This window comes from Acinetobacter sp. Tol 5, from assembly GCF_019702905.1.
GTDB classification, from domain to species: domain Bacteria; phylum Pseudomonadota; class Gammaproteobacteria; order Pseudomonadales; family Moraxellaceae; genus Acinetobacter; species Acinetobacter bereziniae.
This window is the reverse complement of sequence record NZ_AP024708.1, coordinates 2,547,883-2,568,850: the sequence shown is the minus strand read 5'-3', so window position 1 is coordinate 2,568,850 and position 20,968 is coordinate 2,547,883. Positions and strand designations below refer to the sequence as shown.

The following is a 20,968-nucleotide window of genomic DNA, read 5'->3' as shown; positions in this document are numbered from 1 at the left end:
CAATGGTGTTTAGACAGTTTGTGCTTGTAGGCTGTCTGTTTCGATGCTGTTGTTTTGTTTAGAGTTTTGACATCGAAAAGCAGAAGCAGGGTGTTGTTGATTTAAATAATCACCCTGTTTAAAGATTTTGTTGCGTAAAGTGCCATTCTCATATTGTGTTTTAAACCGACCACGTTGTTGTAGTTGTGGAATGACCCATTTGATAAAGTCTTGATGGGATTCTGGTGCAACAGTACGGGTGAGATTAAAACCATCAATTCCTGTTTCATCTAGGAGTTGAATCAGTTTTTCTGCAATGGTTTCGCCACTTCCGACAATCAATGGATAACGTCCACCCAATTGGTGTTGTGCTTTAAGATCATTTGGTGTGATCTTATTTTCTTTAAACTTATTGTTGACTGAAGCAATACTGTTGGTTTGACGATAAGGAATGGCTTCATCATCTGCATATTGTGAAAGGTCAAGGCCGACTGAGCTGGAGTAATGTGCTAGACCTGCTTCGGGGCTTGCATAACTGGCATATTCAGCTAACTTTTGTTGTGCCAGTTGATCTGTCTCCGCAGTGACAACAGTTATGCCGACAAAGATTTTAATGTCTTGCGGATCACGCCCTTGTTGTATTGCCAATTCACGAATTTTATCCACTTGCTGTTTGATCTTTGCAGGTTGATCACCACCAATAAATACACATTCAGCATGTCGAGTCGAGAACGCTAGCCCACGCGGAGAAGCACCCGCTTGGAACAGGACAGGAGTACGTTGTGGAGAAGGTGAAACTTGAAATACGCCCTGACTTTGATAAAAGCGACCATGATGATTGATCTGATGTACTTTTTGGGGATCGGTAAAAATACGCTTTTGCCTGTCTTTCTGTATGGCATCATTTTCCCAAGAGCCTTCCCAAAACTTATAGCACAGCTCTAAAAACTCTTCAGCTTGTTCATAACGTAAGTCATGATCTTTTAGACCTTTTTGCCCAATTAAACGCTCAGCACTGTCTAAATAACCGGTCACAATATTCCAGCCAATACGACCTTGTGTGAGATGATCTAAACTCGCGAAACGCCGTGCAAATTGGTAAGGCGTTTCATAACTTAAATTCACGGTGACGCCAAAACCTAGATTTTGAGTCACTGCTGCCATTGCAGAAATCAGGGTAGAGGGATCATGACTTGGCAATTGGATAGATTCTTTTAAGGTTAAATCTATTCCATTCTGATACACATCATAGACCCCTGTAATATCAGCAATAAATAAGCCATCAAATAAACCTTGTTCTAATGTTTTGGCTAGGTCTGTCCAGTAATTCAGCTCATTAAAACGATGTGATTCATCACGAGGATGCGTCCACAATCCATGATTAATATGACCAACACTGTTCATATCGAAGGCATTCAGTAAGATTTTCTTTTTATTGGCTGCTTTTTGAGATGTATTTGTCATTACAATGTCCCTCTGCGTGGTGGAAGGATGTTGTTGAGTACATAGTTTCCAATAAAGAAATATTTCCAACGTGATGCATCATGTAAAGTGTGTACGCGTGCATTGCGCCAGTATCGATCTAAACCATCTGCACGTTGGCTTCCACGACTTCCTGCAAGTTCAATTAATTTTGAGGATGCTTTTAAAGCGGTTTCAGTACTATGTGCTCGGACTTTTGCAACATCAATCGATGCTTTGGCAATGTTTTCTTCTGTGGGATGAGGCTTGGCTTGGTCAATTGATTGAGCAGCTTGTTTCAATAAAACTTCACTTGCACGTACATCAGCAGCTATACGTCCTAATTCGAAAATCGTTAGAGGATCTTGATCGGCACGTTCTACATTGGCATCAATCCACGCACGTGCTTTTTTTATACGCTCAATGGTTTCTTCAAATGCTGCACGAGCAATCCCAGTCTCTATCGCTGCATGCATGATTTGCGCAAATGGACCAACTAAGGTTGGTTCTGAGAAGGCAGTGTCAAAACTAATAACATTTTCAGATTCAACAAAAACTTGATTAAATTTGACCGTACCACTGCCCGTTGTTTTTTGCCCAAAACCAGACCAATCATTGATTCGTTGTAAACCTTGAGCATCTGCTGAAATAAATGCCAGATATTCTCGATCCTCAGCATCTCTTACCAATGTCGGGATACGATGTGCAAAAAGGCTACCAGTGCAATAAAATTTTTCACCATTGACCACATAGCCATGTTCAGTTTGACTGATTTGGGTATGCTTTTGTGCTGCCGTTTTGGTTTTAAATTCTGCCAAAGCATTACCAAAGCGAGCACCTTCAAGCACTTCCTGATAAAGCTTTTGTTGTTGTTGTGCTGTACCTGTATTGCGTAATACTTCTAAAGCATAAAAATGGTTTTGTGGAATTTGACCGATAGAGCCATCCACACCACTGAACAAAGCAATGACTTTGGCAACAGTATGGCTGGATACCTCAGCACCCCCATATTGTTTTGGCACAGTGATTGCCCACAATCCTGACTGACTGAAAGCCTCAATTTCTTCAAAAGGTAAGAGGCGTTCAGCGTCACGTAAAATCGCATCTTGCTTAAATTGTTGGCTTAGTTTTTCTGCAATCTCTAAGGCTTCTGCATCACTTTTAATGATATGTGCTTTGGCGAATGAGTGATTTGGATGATCTAATGTTTTACTGATATTTTGATAAGTGCTCATATATTTCCCCTGAATGAATGTTTTGAATTACCACTTAAATCCAAGCATGCCGTTGATCTTGTGTGCCATTTAAGTAGTAGTTGCCGATGGCATGTAATTTCCAACGAACAGGGTCATGTAAGGTATGTACACGAGCATTTCGCCAATGTTGATCAAGGTTATGAATAGATAAACTAGAACGGCTACCGCCCAATTCAAGAAGTTTTTCAGAAATCTGTAATGCAGCATCATTGGCATATACTTTTGCCTCAGCCACAATAATGGATGCTTTACTGGCTTGTTCTGGTGTGACGATGTCTTGGGCATCTAACTGATCTAAATATTCGGCAGCTTCGTCTAAGAGTAAAATGGCCGCATCCAGTAAAATATTGAGCTTGCCGACTTCTTGTAATGTATAAGTTTCAAAACTGGCTTTTTCGACATTTGCATCTACGATTGGACGAGCTTTATGGATTGCAGACAATGTATCGGCAAAAGCTGCTTCAGCAATTCCCACATCTATGGCGACTTGAATCAGTTGAGAGTAAGCACCACGATACTTTGAGGCATCCGCAAGTGGCTTTTCGTCCATGATTAGTTCAGGGCTGACCACCACATTTTTTAAACGGACAGTACCACTGGCAGTGGTGCGTTGACCAAAACCATCCCAATCATTTGCTATTTCGACACCTTGAGCTTGGGCATTGATAATGGTGAGAACAGTATGTCCCAATGGATGGATTGCACGTATTGCGAGCCAATCTGCAAATGATGAACCTGTTGAATAAAATTTCTCGCCATTCAAAATATATTGACCATTTACCTGATCTAAGCGCGTTTCTATCGTTTTGGTATCTTTGCTGTTGCGTTCAGGACCACCGTTGGCAAGACGTTTACCTTTTAAAATCTCAGCATAAATAAATTGTTTTTGTGATTCACTGGCAATGTTTTCGATAGCATTTAACAAACCAAATTGGTTCTGGGGAATCTGACCAACACTGGCATCTGCCTTAGATAAAATGCGGAAAACATGTGCCAGCGTTTTATTGGAAACTTGAGCACCACCGTATTTTTTTGCAATACGGATACCACCTAATCCTTTGTGGCTTAATTCTTGGATGACATCAACAGGTAAAATTCGTTGTTGATCACGTATATTTCGTTCTACCAAAGCAAAATCAGCAACTTGGTAAGCTGCATTAATCGCCTGTTGATCATTTTGGATCACTGTGGCTGAGGTAGAAGAATTCAAACTAGACATATCGGCACCTTTCTATAGATACCAAAACGCTAAGCAATATTGTGAGAAAAATTAAACGAAGTATTCTGCTTAATTTATGAAAAATTATCTTAAATAGAAAAATAGCATAGTATTTTAAAAAATAAGATAATATAAGTCATTGAAATAGAAAATTTAATCTGTGATTTGTAAGATTGTTTTTTAATCTATTCCTGTGTCTTTATTCAAAAGCTGAATAAAGACTAAAGAAACAGATATAACCGTTGAATAAGCATTGGGTCAGATGACGAGCGATTGATGTAAAAAGTACATTGTAATTCAAGCAATGAGTGTCTAAAGTACAGAGAATTACTCAGGATTAAATCCTATTGTTTTAGGTTGGCTAAGCCTTTAATTAAAAAAATAATTTGGAGATTACATGCGTACGTTGTACCAATTCCCACTCTCACATTACTGTGAAAAAGCACGTTGGTTGCTCGATCATAAAGAATTGGATTTTGTTGCGCAGAATTTAATACCAGGCGTACATCGTGCTTTTGCACAGTTAAAAACCGGACAAAATAAATTACCCATTTTAAAAGATGGTGAACAGTTTATTGCTGGCTCTACGCAAATCGCCTTGTATCTTGATGAAATGTACCCTGAACATCGCTTAATTCGTATTGACCCTAAATGGCGGGCTGAAACACTTGAAATTGATCAAATTGCCAATGAATTGGGTATACACGTGCGCCGTTGGGGATTGGCTCATGCATTGGCAGAAGGTGATGAGCCTTTAGAAATTATGATTGGAGAAAAAGGCTACTTACGTCAGTTTGAAAAGATTTCTAAACCTATACTCAAAACCTTGGTATCTAAAAGTTATCAACTTGATCAAGAAAAGGTTGAAGAGTCTAAATATAATCTTGACTTGACCATAGCCAGTTTAAATAAAACTTTGATTGAAAATGGTTGTCGCTATTTTGTTGGTGACCGTTTTAGTTTGGCAGATATTTCAGTATGTGCCATGTTAGCACCGTTATTAGAGCTCGATTCAACACCATGGGAAAAGGAGTATGCTGAGCATATTTCTCAAGAGTTTGTAGAATTTAGCCAATATTTACTTGAATTACCGCTTGGGCAGTATGTGAAAAGAATTTATGCCACTGAACGCAATGCACGTGTAGATTGGCGTGGAATGTAATTTCAAATGAATAAAGCCTCCAATTTATTGAAAAATTCAGTATCATAGTCATGAATTGGAGATTTTTTAATGCAGAAATTCATAATTTTGGGTGCGCTAAGCACTGTTTTATTGATGGTCGGTTGTGCTGAAAAAAAACCTGCAACGCCTGAAGAAATTTGGAAAGGTTATTGCACCAGTATTGGTAATGCAGCACGTTCAATTACTTTAGATCGTCAAAATGGTATCACCAAGAAAGAAGCACTTGAATATGCCAATAAAGTGACTGATCCAACCACGAAAGGTTTTGTACTAGAGTATTTGGAAAAAGTTTATGCATTGCCTGATGCTGAATTAAAAGCAGATAAAGATGCAATCCAAGCAAAATTTAAAAATGAAGCGTATGAACAATGTGTCAATACACCACATGACCCGAAAAAAATGCCAGATTATAAACCGTTCTAAGGAACGGTTTTTTATCATTTAAATTACATCCTTTCTAATAATTATAGTCAATGAACACTGAGTTTAATCATGTCTAATAAACGATCTATATCAAAAATTTCTTTACTTTCATTTTTCTTGGCTTTTTCAGTCATGAGTCAAGCTGAAGAAAGCAAAACCGTGACAAAACAAGTTCAAGCAATCAAGCCTGATATTGCACAACTAAAAACGCAAGCAGACAAGGGGCAAGCCAAGGCGCAATACCAACTTTTTTTGTTTTATAAAAACCAAGATCCAGCCCTAGCACTACGCTATCTCAATCAAGCTGTTCAACAGGATTATCCTTTGGCTTTGAATGCGATGGGCTGGTTATATTACAAAGGTGATGGTGTAACTCAAGACAACCAAAAAGCAGTAGCGTTTTTAAATAAAGCTAAGGATAAAGGTGAAATATTTGCTTATGTCAATCTTGCTACATTATATGCGCGTGGTGATGCTGTTGCTAAAGATGAGAAGAAAGCTGCAGAATTATTGACTTATGCTGCTGACCATGGTGACACTACTGGTGCTTTTAATTTAGCTTCAGCCTATGCACAAGGTATAGGGGTACAACAAGATACAGATAAGGCAATCGTGTATTTAAAAAAATCTGCGGAAGGTGGATTGGCGATTGCCCAACAAATGTACGGAGAAATGCTATATAAGGGAGATGTTGTTCCACAAAATATTAAAGCAGGTATTAATTTTCTGACACTTTCCGCAGAACAGGGCAATGTTAAAGCACAAGCTATTCTTGGTGGTTTATATGGCTCCGAGAATGAATATGTTGAACAAAACCCTGAATTGGCTTTTAAATGGACTGAGCGAGCTGCACAACGTAACGATGTGGACGCATTGGGTAATCTTGGTTGGATGTATTATCAAGCTGTAGGTACTAAAAGAGACGTTCAAAAGGGTATCCAAATGTTGGATCAAGCAAGTGAACGTGGTAGCGTGCAGTCGGCGATTAATTTGGGACTGATTTATGCTAAAGGCGAATATGTCAAAAAAGATGCTAAAAAAGCCTTTGATTATTTTTCCAAAGCTGAACAAGCTGGAGATATGAGCGCTAATTTATTTTTGGGCGATGCTTACTATCGTGGTAAAGGTGTAAAAAGAGATGAAAACAAAGCATTAGAAGCGATGCTCAAAGCTCAAAAAGCGGGTTATATGCTGGATCTAGATACCATGAAAGAATATGACTTGTGTAAATTAGAATCACGGATGGTGAATGGTCAATATATGCATGCTTTTGAGTGTCCTATATCTTAATTTAGCCAGACTTTATATAGACCGTCTAATGACGGTCTTTTTTAGCTTGAGTTATCAGAAATATGGTTGTATTTCACACAGCTCGTCACAAAAAATGATTAGCATAAAAATTGAAAAGCATATATAAAATATAGAAATAGAAAACAAAAAAAGTCGAGGAGTGTGCCATGGAAGTTGTTGCATATTTACATAATGCCGATTTGCTCTTAGAAGACGAACAGGGTGTGGCGGTGATTAGTGGAAGCCATTATGTACTGAGTTTAGGCGATCAAGTTTTTTTCCAAGACCTTATCGATGAACAAGCAAAACTATATCAAGTCAAAATTTCTTTTGCTTGTGCTGATCATGTCATGTTGCATGAGGATGAGGTTCAGATGAAATTCGAAGGCTGTCGAACAGAATTTCAAAAATATACAAACAGTACAACAGTCCACTAAGGTGGAATGTACTTAAGCTGCAAAAAAAGGCAACATCAGTTGCCTTTTTTATGTATGAAACAAGCTCAAGTGAATGTAAAAGACTTTTTCAAGTCAGTATTTTACAAAATTATTTTTTTATGATTTTTTGTGCCTGTTCTATAAAATAGAGTTAAATACAAAATCGATGCGAATACAGACTCAACTGCGCAGAAAAGTGATGAGTATTTATTTATAAAATAATGGGCATCACGAATTAATACGCTCTTTGCATTAACTTTTGGCTTGATTTTTAGTAAAATTTGACAGTCCATATTGCCTGTGAAGCTTTTATAAGCAGGAATTCACAGGTAAATTTTTAAAAAGAGGAATAACACCGTGCTAGAAGCTTACCGCCAACACGTTGCAGAACGTGCCGCACTCGGAGTCCCACCGAAGCCACTTGACGATGCTCAAACTGCTGACTTGGTTGAATTATTAAAAAATCCACCAGCAGGCGAAGAAGCATTTTTAGTAGATTTGCTTGAAAACCGTGTTCCAGCAGGTGTTGACCAAGCAGCCTATGTAAAAGCAGCATTCTTAACTGCTGTGGCTAAAGGTGAAACGACTTCTCCATTAGTTTCTAAAGAACGCGCGGTTTACTTACTAGGTACTATGCTTGGTGGTTACAACGTAGCTCCTTTGGTTGAATTGCTTGATGATGCAGCACTTGCTGAATTAGCTGCAGAAGCATTGAAGAAAACACTTCTTGTATTTGATGCATTCCATGATGTTGCTGATAAAGCGAAAGCGGGTAACGTAAATGCGAAAGCAGTGATGCAATCTTGGGCTGATGCTGAGTGGTTCACTAGCCGTAAAGATGTTCCTGAAGAAATCAAACTGACTGTTTTCAAAGTTACTGGCGAAACAAATACTGATGATTTGTCTCCAGCGCAAGATGCTTGGAGCCGTCCAGATATTCCATTACATGCCAATGCAATGTTGAAAAACGTTCGTGATGGTATTAACCCAGAAGTTCCAGGTGAAGTTGGTCCACTCAACCAAATTAAAGAACTTATTGCGAAAGGCAATCAAGTTGCTTATGTTGGTGATGTTGTCGGTACAGGTTCTTCTCGTAAGTCTGCTACAAACTCTGTGCTTTGGTTCTTTGGTGATGAGATTGCTCACATCCCGAACAAAAAAGACGGTGGTTACTGCTTAGGTTCTAAAATTGCACCAATTTTCTTCAACACTATGGAAGATGCTGGTGCATTACCTGTAGAAATTGATGTTGCTAACATGAACATGGGCGATGAAATCGTTCTTAAGATTGATCATGCTGCTGCAAAAGTTACTGCGTTCAAAGCGGGTGAGCAAATTGCTGAATCTGAGTTGAAAACGCCAGTTCTTCTAGACGAAGTACGTGCTGGTGGTCGTATCAACTTGATCGTGGGTCGTGGTTTGACTGCGAAAGCACGTGAAGCTCTCGGTCTTGCTCCTTCAACTTTATTCCGTGCTCCAGTTCAACCTGAGAATACGGGTAAAGGCTTTACTCAAGCGCAAAAAATGGTTGGTCGCGCTTGTGGTCTTCCTGAAGGTCAAGGTGTTCGTCCAGGTACTTACTGTGAACCTAAGATGACTACTGTTGGTTCTCAAGATACAACAGGTCCGATGACACGTGACGAATTGAAAGACTTGGCTTGCCTAGGTTTCTCTGCTGACCTCGTAATGCAATCTTTCTGTCACACTGCGGCATATCCAAAACCAGTTGACGTTCAAATGCAACACACGCTTCCTGATTTCATCATGAACCGTGGTGGTGTTTCTTTACGTCCAGGTGACGGTATTATTCACTCTTGGTTAAACCGTATGCTTCTTCCAGATACTGTTGGTACTGGTGGTGACTCACATACTCGTTTCCCAATCGGTATTTCTTTCCCTGCAGGTTCTGGTCTAGTCGCTTTCGCTGCTGCAACGGGTGTTATGCCACTTGATATGCCTGAATCAGTGCTTGTTAAGTTCAAAGGTAAAATGCAACCTGGTATCACGCTACGTGACCTTGTACATGCGATTCCTTACTATGCAATCCAAGCTGGTGACTTAACTGTAGAGAAAAAAGGTAAGAAAAACATTTTCTCTGGTCGTATCTTAGAAATCGACTTAACAGAAATGGAAACTGACTTAACTGTAGAACAAGCATTCGAACTTTCTGATGCTTCTGCTGAACGTTCTGCTGCTGGTTGTTCAATCACGCTTTCTGAAGCGAAAGTTGCTGAATACTTGAACTCTAACATCACAATGTTGAAGTGGATGATTTCTCAAGGTTATGGCGATGCACGTACTATGGCGCGCCGTGTTGAGAACATGGAAAAATGGTTAGCGAATCCATCACTTCTTAAAGCTGATGCCGATGCTGAATATACGAAAGTGTATGAAATTGATCTTGCTGACATTAAAGAACCTGTTCTTTGCTGCCCGAACGATCCAGATGACGCTAAACTTCTTTCTGACGTTCAAGGCGTTAAGATTGACGAAGTATTCGTTGGTTCGTGTATGACTAATATTGGTCACTTCCGTGCTGCTGGTAAATTACTTGATAAAGTACCTGGTGGTTCATTGTCTACTCGTTTATGGTTGGCTCCACCAACACGTATGGACGAGCATCAATTGATGGAAGAAGGTTTCTATAACATCTATGGTAAAGCTGGCGCGCGTACTGAAATGCCTGGCTGTTCATTATGTATGGGTAACCAAGCACGTGTAGCTCCGAACACGACTTGTGTATCGACTTCTACACGTAACTTCCCGAACCGTTTAGGTCAAGGTGCAAATGTTTACTTAGCTTCTGCTGAGCTTGCATCTGTTGCTGCGGTATTGGGTAAATTACCTTCTCCAGAAGAGTATCAACAATATGCTGCTCAAATCGACAGCATGTCTGCTGACATCTATCAATACTTGAACTTCGATAAGATGGGCGAGTATACAGATGCTGCTAAAGACATTGATACTAAGAAAATTGCTGCTGCTCAATTAAGCTAATCTATTGAAAAATAAATTAAATTGAGTTAAAACTAAGGGCTGATTAATCAGCCCTTAGTTTATATAAGCGCTTATAGATATGATTGACTTAAATAGAATGAGAAGAACAGTTTAGACAATGAGATTAAAAAAATTGCATAAATCTTGTATAAAAAGGTGAAAAATGGCTCTAGTTCACGATTTTGTTGTTTCAAATAAAGAAATATATACATATCAAGATTATATGAATGTAATAAATAAAGTACCTTATGATGTTTCAATTCATGATGATCTTATTCTGTATTTTTATGATTTTTTACAATGGATACCTGCTTATAATCCATCGATGGAAATAAGACATATGGGATTAAATCTTTATGGTGTAACTATTATTGACATTGATGGGGCTCAACAAGCATATGATTTATTTGTACATATCGTGGATATTCTTAAACTCTCACCAGAAACTTTAAAACTAAATGGTGGTTATTCTTATCAACTTGCAGATGATGAAGATCCGTTTAGTGAAAGTAAGGAATGTCGAATTGTCAGAAATAGTTTAAAACAAGAAAAATTAACCTATCAACGAGATGATATTATCGATCAATTTAAAAAAATAGCTGAATGTTTTAAAAAAGTCATTGATTCAAATGGACAATTATATGTTTTACATTTTGGGTATAAAATTTTTTTAAAATATTAAGTGTAAAATGTACCTTATTATAATTAATCTATAACTATTTGAGATATCAAATATTCTATTTCAAATATGAAATAATCAGTTTCATCGATTCGAATGAAAATCGTTAACTATACTTTTTTATAATATTCATCATCATCTTTTTAAAATTCAAAATAACAATAATCGAATTAATATTCAGTGGGTTAAAATCCGTATTGATAGAGTCAAAAAATGCTAATAGCATAGGGTAGATCTGTTGATCATCTATAAATAAGGTTGTATTTTGATTAAAATATTGAGAATAATAATCAATCTTAATATCTGCATATTCTGGATTTTCAAATTGAGTTAATACAAATTGCTTATTCGTATCACTGATACTATTTGAACAAATGGTAAATAATAATGCTGTACAAAAATAATCAAGCTCTTCTTTATTCACTACTTTTATACTTAAATCAATTAAATAATTTTCAAGTGCTGTTTGAATGATAATAATAACATCGGCTAAATCTGTAGAAATATTTTTAACAATATTTGAATGCTTCATCATTTTTCTAAATTTTAGTGAATGAGTGGGTATTGTATTGCAAAACTCTTGTTTTGTAAAACAATACTTTTGATGCACAATATATTGCATTGCAATACGTTTAGGATACTTTGTTAAGCTAATATCAAGGAATGGATATAGGTCATGCAATACGTTATTTGCGAAAACGGAAGGGCTGGACTCAACAGCAATTAGCCGATTTTTCCAATACTTCAAAAAGTAACATTTCCAATCTTGAGAATGGCAATCAAGGGTACAGTCCTGCAATACTCCAATACCTTGCGGAAGCTTTTAATTGTTCTGTCGCACAACTATTCTTATTGGCTGAAAGTTTAGATGAGCAAGAGAATGTCTCAGAAAATTGGGATAAGATGCCTATCGATGCTTTATTTATACAATTACCCAAAGATATTCAAGATAACTTAAAACAACTGATATATAGTTTGATTCAAAATAAATCATCGTAATCTATTTTTATAAGTAAATTATTACATTCAAATTTTTATTATTCTAAAATTATAATGATCTGTTTTAAATCAATTTGATTCAGTGAAAATAAATAAAGTTTTTGCTCATCTTTTATAAATTAATCAATTGGGTAAAGCTTAATTTTCTTTAATAACCATTTGCTTAATCAGAAAGTTTTTTGAGTAGGCATTAAAAAGCCCCTTATTCAGGGGCTCCTCGTATAGCTCACGCTATACTCATATAAGGCTCATCTCATACTATATATATTAAAGCACAAAATCAGTCATTCAGCCATAAAAAAAGATGAGCCTAAGCTCATCTTTTAAATCAACGCAAATTAATGTGCATTTGCAACAGCAGGAGTTGCTGTGGTCGCATCATTAGCAGCTTTACGTGTAGGTGTATAATTTAAACCCAAAGTAGCGCTGGTATAAGTACGTACTTGATCCAGTAGAGCAGGGTTGCTGTTTAAATCCTGTTGATAAGATTTTACAATCTCATGCAACTTAGGATTCCATTTACCTTTTACTTGCTCAGGGAAAGCTTTTTCCATCAAACTCAACATAATATATGGTGAAGTTGATGCACCTGGAGAAGCACCAAGTAACGCAGTGATTGAACCATCTTTAGAGCTAAAGATTTCAGTACCAAACTGAAGGGTAGCTGGTTTGCCCGGTGCTTTTTTGATGATTTGAACACGTTGACCTGCTTGGCTTAGGTTCCAATCTTCAATTTTTGCATCAGGGTAATACTTTTTCAATTCATTGAACTGATCTTGCTTAGACATCGCAACTTGACTCACCAAGTACTTCACTAAGTCTAGATTTTCAATACCAATGGTTGCCATTGGAATGACATTGTTTTTGTTGGTCGCATCAATCAAATCAAACTGAGAACCATTTTTAAGGAACTTGTTTGAATATGTGGCAAATGGACCAAACAACACATATTTTTTACCATCAACATAACGAGTATCAATGTGTGGAACAGACATTGGCGGTGCACCTAACTCAGGCTTACCATATACTTTTGCAGTATGTTGTGCAGTAACAGCAGGATTATCTGTCATTAAGAAGATACCACCGATCGGGAAGCCAGCATATTGCTTGGTTTCTTCAAGACCTGTCATCTGCAATAATCTGATTGCAGCACCACCCGCACCAATAAATACATGGCGAGTTTTAACATGGCTTGCTTGATTGGTTTTTAGGTTCTTAAACGATACAGTCCAAGTCTTGTCTTCATTTTGACTGATGCCAGTTACTTCAGTTGATGTTTCAAGCTTGAAGTTTGGTTGCTTCTTCAAATGATCAACTAATTGTGTGGTAATTGAACCATAGTTGACATCTGAACCCACATCCATACGTGTCGCTGCAACTTTTTGATTTGCATCACGACCTTGCATGACTAAGGGCGCCCATTGTTTGATTTCATCAGGATTCTCAGTATATTTTAATCCTTCAAACATTGGACTTTGACGCATTGCATCGTAGCGCTTCTTCATGTAGTTCACGCTATCGCCCCAAACAAAGGCAATATGAGGAACAGGATTAATGAAGCTAGATGGTTGACCCAAGACACCATTTTTGACTTGATATGACCAGAATTGCTTACTTACTTCAAATTGTGATGCAGTATCAATGGCTTTTTTAATGTCAACTTTACCGTCTTTTTCAGGGGTATAGTTCATTTCCATAAAGCCTGAGTGTCCAGTACCTGCATTATTAAATCCTGCAGAACTTTCTTGACCCACTTGATCCAATCTTTCATACATTTGGACTGTCCAATCAGGTTCAACTTCATTGAGGTATGTCCCCAATGTCGCACTCATAATACCGCCACCGACAAGTACCACATCAACAACAGGTTCATCAGCTGCTGTAGTCACTTTTTTAGAGCTAATTGGTCTGAATAAAAAGATCAGTCCAATAACAAATACAACTCCGATGACAATCAGTAGGTATTTAAAAAATCTCTTCATATATTTCCTGTTTCATCAAGTTTTAATAATATTGTAATGTAGAAAAGTTACATAAATGTTAGTTTGTGTAATGTTTTTTTGCGTAAACGATTTAAATATATGAAATAATTTGCTTTTAAATTTGTAAAGATGTGAGTAAAAAATAAACAGATTAAATTTTGAATAGTAAATTTGTGTGATATTTATACGAAAAATCCTTAGACTAAAGTATTATTTTTTGTAGGTGTTAGTCTTTTTATTCATTAAAATAGTGTGAAAAATAAGCGAACAAAGAAGAGTTTTTGATCGCTCATTTTTTAAAACTCTTCTTTAAAATTTCGCTATTCAATCAGCATCAGGTCTGCTTTATTTTCTAATTTTAATGGACGTAAAGCAAAAATAGATCGGGTATGACGAATGCCTTTCATTGAGTATAAATTTTTACGTAAAAAACGTTCGTAATGTTCGGCATTCTTGACCGCGACTTTGACCAAATAATCATAATCTCCTGTCACCAAATGTGCTTCAACCACTTCTGGCATTTGACTGAGCGCATCACTAAATTGTTCTAAAATTTCATCATCATGACGTTCTAAGGTGATTTCGATAAAAAAGAGTTCGTTAATCCCAATTGCCTTGGCATTGATTGTTGCAGTATAGCCTTCAATCACATTTAAAGACTCAAGACGTTTAACGCGTGTCCAACATGGAGAAGAGGAAAGTCCTACAAGTTCGGACAGTTGAGCGATAGTTAAACGCCCATCTTGACGAAGTGCCGATAAAATTTTGCGATCAATTCGGTCTAAGGTGTATTGGCTATCATTCATAAGCTGTACCACAGAAAATATTTTCGAAAAAATAAAGATATTTGAAAAATCATTCCGAAAAAATTAAAGATTTATATAAAATACGGAAAACATTCTATTCAACATAGCGCTAAAATAAACTTATTAAATCAAAGACATTTGGGAGACTGGCTTTGATTTGGCGGATAGTATCTTTAGAGGAAGGGTGCCTTTAACGATACTGTCCGCTGCTTATTTGTCAGCTTAAAAAAGACTTTATAGACTTCTCAAAGATTATATATTTATGTCGCTATATTGAATCTAGTGCGTCAATTTCTGTGATTATATAATAAAAATTTATGAAATAATGAAAATATATTTATGTCTTTAATAAAGCTTTATTGCTGAGTTCAAGCTGTAAATTTGTAAAGCTCAGGGCATGATGATGTGCAATTCAGCCAATCCGTATTAAAATGAGTCATCTTTAAAATAAAGAACAATTGATGCGCTTCACAGCTTGGTACACCCTCAGAAAATTTGTTTATGACAATCTACACAATGAAGATTATGAAACATGGTTTAGTCGTGCGATCAATTTTTCGCTCATTTTTCTGATTATTGGAAATGTGATTGCTGTACTTTTAGAGTCCATTAACGATGTGTATAAAGCGTACCAACTTTATTTTGATACTTTTGAAGATATATCCATAGTGGTTTTTACGGTTGAATATGTTTTACGTTTTTGGAGTATTGCCGAAAAAGAACCTTTTGAATCTGAATGGAAAGCTCGCTGGAATTACGTAACAAGTGGGGCCGCAATTATTGATTTGCTGGCAATCTTGCCTGCATATATCAATTTCTTTGTACATATCGACTTGAGATTCCTGCGGATTTTACGTTTATTGCGTTTGTTAAAACTCACTCGTTATTTTATTTCACTACAAATTCTGTTGCGTGTAATTGAACGTGAAAAAGGCTCTTTTCAAGCCGTCATTTTTATTTTAGTGATCATGATCGTGATGGCGGCAGCAGGCATCTATGTTGTGGAAGGACGAGCACAGCCAGAAGTATTTAGTTCTATTCCTGCCTCAATGTGGTGGGCAGTCGTAACATTAACAACAGTGGGTTATGGTGATGTCACACCTATTACGCCACTGGGACGTTTTTTGGGCGCAATGATCACGATTCTTGGCGTTGGTTTAGCGGCTTTACCAGCAGGTATTTTGGCAAATGGTTTAGCCAATGAACTTGAGTTAAGAAAACAGCAATTAGAATTAAAATTCAGAGATTTATTGCAAAGTTGTGAGATTGATATTATCCATGATGAAGAAAAAATAGACAATATTCGCCGAGAAGTTGGTCTATCTATTGATCAAACCCGTGACATTGTTTTACAACTCATTCGTGAAAGAAAAGAAGAAGAGGCGGAAAGAGAAAAGAATAAATACTGTTTTTGCCCACATTGCGGACATAAGTTACCTGAGTAATGTTGAGTCAAGCTGTTGTAAAATATGATTTATATCGGTAAAATTTTTATACTTGATTCTTATTAATTTTACCAATGATTAAAAAAATTTTATTAGCTGCACTTGCTGTGGTCCATTTTAATAGTTCTGTTTATGCAGATGTAACTGAACAAGATTATAAAAAACTTGGAAAAATGACCATTATTCGTGGTGATAGTTATAGTGAAGCATTGGCTATTAAAGAAGAAATAATGTTGTTGCTTGCGAAAAAAGACTTTAAAGCGCTTGATCGTCTTATTTCCAAAGAATTAAAGTCGGAAGCAATTTTTTTAAATGGTAAGAATAGACATACCATATATTTAGAGAAACTTGCTGAAATAACAGAAAGATATAGAACACGGGATGAGTCAGTTTGGGAACAACAACAGCAACTTGCTGATGAGTGGCTAAAGGCAACGCCTAAATCACCAGTACCATATCTGTTTAAAGCCTATCTATTGGGTGCGAAATCATGGGTCTATAGAGGTGGAAATTATATCCATGAAGTCTCTCAAGATGACCTTGAAATTTTTATAAAATTACAAATGCAACGAATCTCTTTTTTACAAGAACATAAAGAGATTGCCTCCAAAGATCCTTTTTATTATGTTGCTTTATTAAAATCATACCAAAATTTTGATGCAGCCAAAGAGGCTTATGCAACATATAAAGAAGGTATTGCAAAATTTCCTTCATATCGTCCGATTTATAATACCTATATCGCGATTAATGATCAGAAATGGCTCGGTGGCTATCCTGGAATGATTAATGAGGTGATCGGTGACATCCAGCGTTTAAATTCTGGTCCAAATCAGGATATGTATTATTATCTAATCGTTTTTACGGCTATTGATCGAGGAAACCCATTTAATCTAGAGCGTAACAGCATTGACTGGGATCGAGTTGAACGTGGTTCAATACTTGCGTTAGAACGTTATCCTTCATTTAGCCGAATCACTCAGGTTGCTGAGCTAATGTGCTCTTTTAAGGGCAATCGAGCGCGTATAAACCGCCTATATAGTGCATTTGGAATTGAACAAATACCTGAATCCTTAAAGAATACAATGGTGAACAGCTGTCCTGAGTAATAGGATTCAAGCTTATTCATTGACGATATGACGCTTCAACCTCTGGAGCTGTAGAAGCAAAATCAAATAATGGTATGTGGGAAACATAAAATAGTTTGATAGACACTTAACAATCTCAGATTGCACTATTTCAACCAGAAAGATAAAGGGATCAACAGAACGAGATACAATGCAAATTTTTGATTCAAAGATTGTTTTTAACTTGTTTTATTGAATTGATAAGTGTCGGCTTTGAGGGACTTTTTTATAAAATGATCAGAGACAGTTCATATTGCAGTGGATTGCGGCGATATCTATCGTTGTGCTTATAGTATGAATGTTTGTAAAACTGCACTTTGGGAAAAAGGCAATTCATAGTATTTGAATATCGCTTATTTTTGTTTAACATATTTTACTCTTACATAGAGATGCGTTTGTACGAGTGGAAATAAGAAAATTTATATATATTTCGATTTTAAAACTGATGTTATTGAGCAATGTTGTATATTCAGCTGATCTTGAAATCAATGTGACAGAGATACAACAGAAAGCGGCATTGAACCAAAAACAAGCACTTTTTGATTTGGGATATTTAACGCAGACTGGTCAAGGTGTTGAACAGGACCTACCAAAGGCAATAGAACTATATAAAAAGGCTTCAGCCTTGGGTCATCGTTCGGCGAACCATAATTTAGGTTTAATTTATTTTTATGGAAAAGGTGTCAAACAAGATTATCTTGAATCCGCAAAATGGTTCAAAATTGCTGCCGAAAGAGATGTTACTGACGCTCAAAGAAATCTACTCAAGTTGTATTATCGTCATCTTATTCCGCGCGATGAAAAATATATCGAGCAGTTACTCAAGCAACTTGCCAATAAGGGAAATGATGAAGATATTTATGCATTAGCGCAATATTACTATTTCGAACGAGAAGATATTGCTTCTGCAGAACCTTATTATTTAATACTCGCAGAAAAAGGAAATACAAAGGTTTTCAATCGGCTGGGTTCTATTTACTTCAAAGGTGATGGTGATAAGCGCAATTATGCAGAAGCTTATAAATGGTTCAAAAAAAGTGCAGAGAATGGTGATAGAGATGGACAATATTTAACTGGCATGATGCTTATGGGGAATTTCGGAATTTCTGAAGATAAACAGACAGCAATTTACTGGCTTAAAGCGGCAGCAAAGCAAGGTCAAACTAAAGCCTCAGAATATCTCGATTTAATGTACAAGCAATAGCTCAATGCTTTGGATGATGATGGCATCCTCTTGCTCAATCATTTTGTTTATTATTCTTTGAATATTTAAAACTTATTTCATCTTAAAAGAAATTTGACGGTTTATCCTGAATGATCTGGCACAGATTGAGTATTTATTGGTGCTTTTGATTAAAAAGTATTCAGATGATATTAAGGAAATCACATTATTTTAAATTATACGTTGATGTAACGGATGATTGCCAATCAAACGCTGACACAGCTCAATAGCACAGGTTAAATTGAGTATTTCATCATGAATTTAGTGAGCATAGTAATATACTTTAAATATGAATCATCATAAGATGTGTTTCGAAGTTTTAATGCATCTTCATTGTATTTCGTTCATATTTTACAGTTAATCAAAAATGAAAAATATGATTGATGAAGTATTGCGATCACTGTGTATTTCTTCTTGTATTGTATAACTCGTCTAGGATGATGTATGTCTAAAACGAAACAACCAACAGCCAAGCAATTGCTTTCAGTCATTCAAACACAGACGGCAATTGCTAAATTGGGTTTAGACATCAATGCAGTAATGACATTGGTGGCTGAACAAGTTCAACTGATTACTCAAGCCAAAGGGGCAATTGTAGAACTCGCTGAGCATGGGGATATGGTTTACCGTGCTGTATCGAATGGTGCAACTGCATTTCTGGGTCTACGTTTAAAAATGGATTCTAGCCTTTCTGGGTTGTGTATAGCTCAAAATCGCACACTTTATTGTAAAGACAGTGAAGTAGATGAGCGTGTTGATCGAGAGGCATGTAGACGAGTTGGTTTACGTTCAATGGCTGTCGTTCCATTGATTCATTCTGATGAACCGATAGGTGTTTTAAAAATCTATTCAGAACGTGTAAATGCATTTAAAGACGCCGATATCAATTTATTGACACTGATGTCGGAGTTGATTGCCGCGGCAATGTATCATGCTTCGAAATTTGGGGCGCAAGAATTATATAAATTAGCAACGCAAGATACTTTAACTGGGTTGGCTAATCGTGCTTTGTTTCTGGACTGTTTAAGACAAGGGGTAGAAAAAGCAAAACGTACTCAAAAACTTTTGGGAATATTGATGATTGATATGGATGGATTAAAGCCAATCAATGATCAATATGGTCATCGTTTAGGTGATGAAGCGTTAAAGGAAATAGGGAAGCGTATTGTAAGTATTACTCGGCAAGATGATTTAGTGGCACGTTTAGGTGGTGATGAATTTGCGGTAATCTTAAGTAGCTTAGGTGATCAAGATTTAGCAAAGAAAGTGATGAATCGTATTGTAGAGGCATGTGGACTACCGTTTGTATTTGAAAATGTTAGACTGAATATGGGGGCAAGCGTCGGATTAGCATTTTTTCCTGAAGATGCATTGGAACTGAATAAGTTGATCGAGTTCGCTGATCTTAAAATGTACGAACATAAACGTGCTCGTAAAGTGATCAATTTGAATGTATAAATGTAAATCCCTATTTTAATCTCTGAGGGTTTCCATGAGATTATTGATAGTGACTACTCAAAATATCTTTATAGGCTTGGGAATGATGTAACCAAGGTAAATGACCAGAATTTACAACATTAAAGACAGTTGCTGTCGGGTAACGATCAATTACAAAATGTTTGCTGTTGGTGTATATGTCCTGATCACCATATAGGATGGTAATTTTAAAATCAACTTGGGTTAAGCCTTTAAGCAGTGGGTATTTAATAATTTCAGCTCTGGTTTTATTGATGGCTTTTGCTTTTAATAAAGAAAAATCTTCGGTCTGTTCAATATTTTCTGTGGAGATAAATTCTGCATGATAGTTTTTCATGACTTGTCTAAAGAGATGTTGATAAGCTTTATCAAAACCGAGCATTCCTAAAAAACTATATATTCCCATTTTTGTCCATTGCCAAGAACTGACCTTGGATTTATTGAATTGAATCACTTCGTTTTCAGTTTGCTGCCACTGTGTGTTTGTTCCAGATCCCGGGTTACATAAAAACAGACTGAGTAAATGATCGGGATATTTTTCTGTATAGACTTGAGCGTAAAGTCCACCCCAAGAATGTCCCCATAAGTGAAACTTATCAATTTTATAAAATTTACGTACCGTTTCAATATCATTGAGATATGCCTCTAATGAGTAATCTCCGCTTATACACGGGGATTTTTTTGTACCTCTTTGATGAAATACAATGATTTGAAACTGGTGCTTGAAATATTCTATAACTTCTGTAAGGTCACTTGGAAAACCCGGTCCGCCATGCAATAAGATAATGCTTTCTTTTCCAAGTAGGGGATAGATACGGCTAAATAAAGTATCACCACGATAATCAAGGATACTTGATTCTAAATACTTATGTATTTTTACAATCTGGGTATTTGAAGGTTGTTCTAAGGTTTCTTTTGTAATTTTTGTCATGTTCAATACAGCCCTGCCTTGAGTTTAAATTACTTAAAAATTTTTTAAGGTAAAAGAAT

At 36.6% G+C, this 20,968-nt stretch carries 18 protein-coding genes; 11 read left to right on the top strand and 7 right to left on the bottom strand.

The annotated features are described in order from the left end of the window. Positions 1-9 precede the first annotated feature (9 nt). The 3 genes from TOL5_RS12075 to TOL5_RS12065 are packed head-to-tail and all read right to left on the bottom strand — an operon-like array spanning position 10 to position 3,915. Positions 10-1,443 carry an LLM class flavin-dependent oxidoreductase gene (locus TOL5_RS12075; RefSeq protein WP_151751942.1) on the bottom strand — a complete coding sequence of 478 codons (1,434 nt, stop codon included), beginning with the start codon at positions 1,441-1,443 and terminating at the stop codon, positions 10-12. Next, positions 1,443-2,675, bottom strand: a complete 1,233-nt coding sequence (locus tag TOL5_RS12070) for an SfnB family sulfur acquisition oxidoreductase (protein ID WP_151781557.1) — start codon at positions 2,673-2,675, stop codon at positions 1,443-1,445. Before TOL5_RS12070 ends, TOL5_RS12075 begins: the two co-directional genes overlap by 1 nt. Before the next feature lie 34 nt (positions 2,676-2,709). After that, a complete protein-coding gene (locus TOL5_RS12065; protein WP_005029327.1) occupies positions 2,710-3,915 on the bottom strand; it encodes an SfnB family sulfur acquisition oxidoreductase in 1,206 nt (401 codons plus the stop codon). A gap of 397 nt (positions 3,916-4,312) precedes the next feature. Between TOL5_RS12065 and TOL5_RS12060 the strand changes: the two genes are divergently transcribed. From TOL5_RS12060 to TOL5_RS12035, 6 genes are all read left to right on the top strand, one after another. Then, positions 4,313-5,077, top strand: a complete 765-nt coding sequence (locus TOL5_RS12060) for a glutathione S-transferase family protein (RefSeq protein ID WP_009586566.1) — start codon at positions 4,313-4,315, stop codon at positions 5,075-5,077. Between the two features lie 69 nt (positions 5,078-5,146). Next, positions 5,147-5,521 carry a hypothetical protein gene (locus tag TOL5_RS12055; RefSeq protein WP_004831043.1) on the top strand — a complete coding sequence of 125 codons (375 nt, stop codon included), beginning with the start codon at positions 5,147-5,149 and terminating at the stop codon, positions 5,519-5,521. Between the two features lie 69 nt (positions 5,522-5,590). Beyond that, positions 5,591-6,811, top strand: coding sequence for a tetratricopeptide repeat protein (locus TOL5_RS12050; RefSeq protein ID WP_227543993.1), 1,221 nt, complete (start codon positions 5,591-5,593; stop codon positions 6,809-6,811). 167 nt (positions 6,812-6,978) lie between these two features. After that, complete coding sequence (locus TOL5_RS12045) at positions 6,979-7,248, top strand: hypothetical protein (RefSeq protein ID WP_004831040.1); 270 nt, start codon at positions 6,979-6,981, stop codon at positions 7,246-7,248. Positions 7,249-7,605: 357 nt separating this feature from the next. After that, entirely contained in the window at positions 7,606-10,245 is a 2,640-nt protein-coding gene (locus tag TOL5_RS12040; protein ID WP_121774702.1) for a bifunctional aconitate hydratase 2/2-methylisocitrate dehydratase, read from the top strand. A 163-nt stretch (positions 10,246-10,408) separates the two neighbouring features. Then, positions 10,409-10,927 carry a hypothetical protein gene (locus TOL5_RS12035; protein WP_151751943.1) on the top strand — a complete coding sequence of 173 codons (519 nt, stop codon included), beginning with the start codon at positions 10,409-10,411 and terminating at the stop codon, positions 10,925-10,927. Between the two features lie 103 nt (positions 10,928-11,030). On the opposite strand, the gene TOL5_RS12030 is transcribed toward TOL5_RS12035, so the two are convergent. Then, positions 11,031-11,546, bottom strand: a complete 516-nt coding sequence (locus TOL5_RS12030) for a hypothetical protein (protein ID WP_227560623.1) — start codon at positions 11,544-11,546, stop codon at positions 11,031-11,033. A 41-nt stretch (positions 11,547-11,587) separates the two neighbouring features. Here TOL5_RS12030 and TOL5_RS12025 point away from each other — a divergent pair, with 41 nt between their 5' ends. Next, a complete protein-coding gene (locus tag TOL5_RS12025; protein ID WP_004831035.1) occupies positions 11,588-11,923 on the top strand; it encodes a helix-turn-helix domain-containing protein in 336 nt (111 codons plus the stop codon). A gap of 338 nt (positions 11,924-12,261) precedes the next feature. On the opposite strand, the gene mqo is transcribed toward TOL5_RS12025, so the two are convergent. After that, a complete protein-coding gene (gene mqo, locus TOL5_RS12020) occupies positions 12,262-13,905 on the bottom strand; it encodes a malate dehydrogenase (quinone) (protein WP_151751944.1) in 1,644 nt (547 codons plus the stop codon). Between the two features lie 320 nt (positions 13,906-14,225). After that, positions 14,226-14,711, bottom strand: coding sequence for an Lrp/AsnC family transcriptional regulator (locus TOL5_RS12015; RefSeq protein ID WP_004831033.1), 486 nt, complete (start codon positions 14,709-14,711; stop codon positions 14,226-14,228). A gap of 461 nt (positions 14,712-15,172) precedes the next feature. On the opposite strand from TOL5_RS12015, the gene TOL5_RS12010 reads away from it, so the two are divergent. From TOL5_RS12010 to TOL5_RS11995, 4 genes are all read left to right on the top strand, one after another. Continuing rightward, complete coding sequence (locus TOL5_RS12010; RefSeq protein WP_004831032.1) at positions 15,173-16,156, top strand: ion transporter; 984 nt, start codon at positions 15,173-15,175, stop codon at positions 16,154-16,156. A gap of 74 nt (positions 16,157-16,230) precedes the next feature. Next, positions 16,231-17,262 (top strand): hypothetical protein, encoded by a 1,032-nt coding sequence (locus TOL5_RS12005; RefSeq protein ID WP_009586547.1) that lies wholly within the window; start codon positions 16,231-16,233, stop codon positions 17,260-17,262. 535 nt (positions 17,263-17,797) lie between these two features. After that, a complete protein-coding gene (locus tag TOL5_RS12000) occupies positions 17,798-18,484 on the top strand; it encodes a tetratricopeptide repeat protein (RefSeq protein ID WP_227561080.1) in 687 nt (228 codons plus the stop codon). Positions 18,485-18,946: 462 nt separating this feature from the next. Then, the gene (locus tag TOL5_RS11995) at positions 18,947-19,960 is read left to right on the top strand and encodes a sensor domain-containing diguanylate cyclase (RefSeq protein WP_009586550.1); all 1,014 of its coding nucleotides are present in this window, start codon (positions 18,947-18,949) and stop codon (positions 19,958-19,960) included. Between the two features lie 40 nt (positions 19,961-20,000). Here TOL5_RS11995 and TOL5_RS11990 read toward each other — a convergent pair whose 3' ends face one another. Continuing rightward, a complete protein-coding gene (locus tag TOL5_RS11990; RefSeq protein ID WP_151781753.1) occupies positions 20,001-20,909 on the bottom strand; it encodes an alpha/beta fold hydrolase in 909 nt (302 codons plus the stop codon). Positions 20,910-20,968 lie beyond the last annotated feature (59 nt).

Excerpts from the sequence above, each read along its gene's own strand:
- TOL5_RS12075 (WP_151751942.1), bottom strand. The coding sequence starts at position 1,443 with ATGACAAATACATCTCAAAAAGCAGCCAATAAAAAGAAAATCTTACTG.
- TOL5_RS12070 (WP_151781557.1), bottom strand. The coding sequence starts at position 2,675 with ATGAGCACTTATCAAAATATCAGTAAAACATTAGATCATCCAAATCAC.
- TOL5_RS12065 (WP_005029327.1), bottom strand. The coding sequence starts at position 3,915 with ATGTCTAGTTTGAATTCTTCTACCTCAGCCACAGTGATCCAAAATGAT.
- TOL5_RS12060 (WP_009586566.1), top strand. The coding sequence starts at position 4,313 with ATGCGTACGTTGTACCAATTCCCACTCTCACATTACTGTGAAAAAGCA.
- TOL5_RS12055 (WP_004831043.1), top strand. The coding sequence starts at position 5,147 with ATGCAGAAATTCATAATTTTGGGTGCGCTAAGCACTGTTTTATTGATG.
- TOL5_RS12050 (WP_227543993.1), top strand. The coding sequence starts at position 5,591 with ATGTCTAATAAACGATCTATATCAAAAATTTCTTTACTTTCATTTTTC.
- TOL5_RS12045 (WP_004831040.1), top strand. The coding sequence starts at position 6,979 with ATGGAAGTTGTTGCATATTTACATAATGCCGATTTGCTCTTAGAAGAC.
- TOL5_RS12035 (WP_151751943.1), top strand. The coding sequence starts at position 10,409 with ATGGCTCTAGTTCACGATTTTGTTGTTTCAAATAAAGAAATATATACA.
- TOL5_RS12030 (WP_227560623.1), bottom strand. The coding sequence starts at position 11,546 with ATGCAATATATTGTGCATCAAAAGTATTGTTTTACAAAACAAGAGTTT.
- TOL5_RS12025 (WP_004831035.1), top strand. The coding sequence starts at position 11,588 with ATGGATATAGGTCATGCAATACGTTATTTGCGAAAACGGAAGGGCTGG.
- mqo (WP_151751944.1), bottom strand. The coding sequence starts at position 13,905 with ATGAAGAGATTTTTTAAATACCTACTGATTGTCATCGGAGTTGTATTT.
- TOL5_RS12015 (WP_004831033.1), bottom strand. The coding sequence starts at position 14,711 with ATGAATGATAGCCAATACACCTTAGACCGAATTGATCGCAAAATTTTA.
- TOL5_RS12010 (WP_004831032.1), top strand. The coding sequence starts at position 15,173 with ATGCGCTTCACAGCTTGGTACACCCTCAGAAAATTTGTTTATGACAAT.
- TOL5_RS12005 (WP_009586547.1), top strand. The coding sequence starts at position 16,231 with ATGATTAAAAAAATTTTATTAGCTGCACTTGCTGTGGTCCATTTTAAT.
- TOL5_RS11995 (WP_009586550.1), top strand. The coding sequence starts at position 18,947 with ATGTCTAAAACGAAACAACCAACAGCCAAGCAATTGCTTTCAGTCATT.
- TOL5_RS11990 (WP_151781753.1), bottom strand. The coding sequence starts at position 20,909 with ATGACAAAAATTACAAAAGAAACCTTAGAACAACCTTCAAATACCCAG.